The sequence below is a fragment of the Methanosarcina spelaei genome (assembly GCF_002287235.1).
In the GTDB taxonomy this organism is placed as follows: domain Archaea; phylum Halobacteriota; class Methanosarcinia; order Methanosarcinales; family Methanosarcinaceae; genus Methanosarcina; species Methanosarcina spelaei.
In genome coordinates this window covers 1-1,845 of the sequence record NZ_LMVP01000240.1, presented here as the reverse complement: position 1 = coordinate 1,845, position 1,845 = coordinate 1, and the positions used below count along the sequence as shown (strand labels likewise).

General features: G+C 31.7%; 1 protein-coding gene. It reads right to left on the bottom strand.

Annotation, left to right across the window (positions count from 1 at the left end; translation table 11 throughout):
• Positions 1-1,471: 1,471 nt before the first annotated feature.
• On the bottom strand, positions 1,472-1,845 hold a 374-nt coding region (locus tag ASJ81_RS12035; protein WP_141241696.1), incomplete at its 5' end, for a PGF-pre-PGF domain-containing protein.

Below are 1,845 nucleotides of genomic sequence, written 5' to 3'. Positions count from 1 at the left end.
TTTTTGGGGAAACTACCAGTATTCTTAATTAATGGAATAAAAGAGAAATAATCTTTAGTTTGATGGTGAATTTAAGAGGACCCTATATATTTTAAGGATATAAAACCGATCAAGTTCTATTATTTCGATTAGCACTTCTACTCAGAAACTATTTTTCTGCTACTTTTATATCTGAGTCAATTATTTTTATAATGATCTTTGTATATGTATAAATAAATAACTAAATAGACTCTGTTCCAAAATCCAGTGATTTTTGCATTTTTGATAGAAAGTCTTAATTAGCAAGAAGAATCCAGTTTTTATCAAAATCGATATTCGCTATCTAAAGACTTGAATCACTAAGTTGTATTACATGGATGGTGACCATTTATAAAATCTAGTGATTTTGAGTTTTACATTCATCACTAGATTTTGGTACTGAGTCACTAAATAAATAAATAAATAAATAAATAAATAAATAAATAAATAAATAAAAATTTTTCCGAACTATTATTAACAATCATATTGCAAAGATCGCATATGGAGCAAAAGAATGAATAGTGCAGGCAGTTTGGCAGAAGCCATAGAGAAAAAAACAGGAACTGGCAGAAAAAGAAGATGAGCTTACGAGAAAAGCAATTGAAGATTCTGTCAATGATAAACTTCAAAAGCGCTTAAAAGAAATTCCGAATAGGGAGTTTTTGGAAGCTTTAAGGGATGAGAGAAACCTGTATATATGCTTAAAAATGCCAACGTTTGAAAACAAGTTGACCAGTATCGGAAAAATGTACACTGAAGCTGTTAATAAAATATTACAACAACAAAACGAAAAGAACCCTGACTGCTTACTGGAAATTGAAACTAATAAAACTACTGTTAATTACATATTAAGATCCAAGAAAAGAAAAGATTGTATAAGCAGTTTCATGCGTCTTCGGTTAAGTGAGGAATCGTGACAAATTGCATCAATTTCAACAACATTTGCCCAAAATTTTAATGCATTATGAGCTGGAATAGGGTATCGATTTTATGTAAATAGACCAAAATTTAAGGACGGCTTCTAATGCAAAATCGATAGCTTTCAGGCAAGAAAATTCCTTAACCGATGACCAATGAAGCAGTTTTATGAATATTTTTGTCATTCAAATAATTGGAAAAGAAAACCTGAAAAAGCTAACCAAAACAGTATAATGTGTTTAACTATAACAGTATAATGTGTTTAACTATAACAGTATAATGTGTTTAACTGAAACAGTATAATGCGTTTAACTAAAACAGTATAATGCGTTTAAATATAAGAAGGTTTTTCCGAGGAAGAAAGCACCATCCCGATTCAATGAAGAGCATATTCTTTAATATTCCATTATCTTTGCAAATAGTCTCAAGATCATATTAAAACTAAAAATTTGACAATCTCAGAGAAATATAAATTATAAGTTAGACCGTTAATAAGTTAGACAGCGGGATCAATTATCCCACTATCTAACCAGATTTATCTCCTTGTATGTCGAAAAGCTCCAAGCAGTCCGACAATACAGTAAATCACTCCAAACCCAGGCATACCATTAGTTTTTTCCTTCTGCTCAGGAGTATGTTCAATATCAGCTGCCATATTTTGAGTGTTATTTTCTGAATTCTCGATTTCAGGTTCAGGCAGTATTTCAACCACTTTTTCTTTCTCTACAGCTTTGCCTGTTATTGCAAAGGACGAGAATCCCGATGTCTCTGCCGTGAAGTACAGATATTTATTATCCTTTGTTAATAATTCCACAGGCAGTTGTGACCATTTTCTGTCGCTGTACCTGTTGAGCGTAATTGAATTCTGGTCGATCTTCTTATCCTGCAGCCAGGACTTTTCAACCTTGA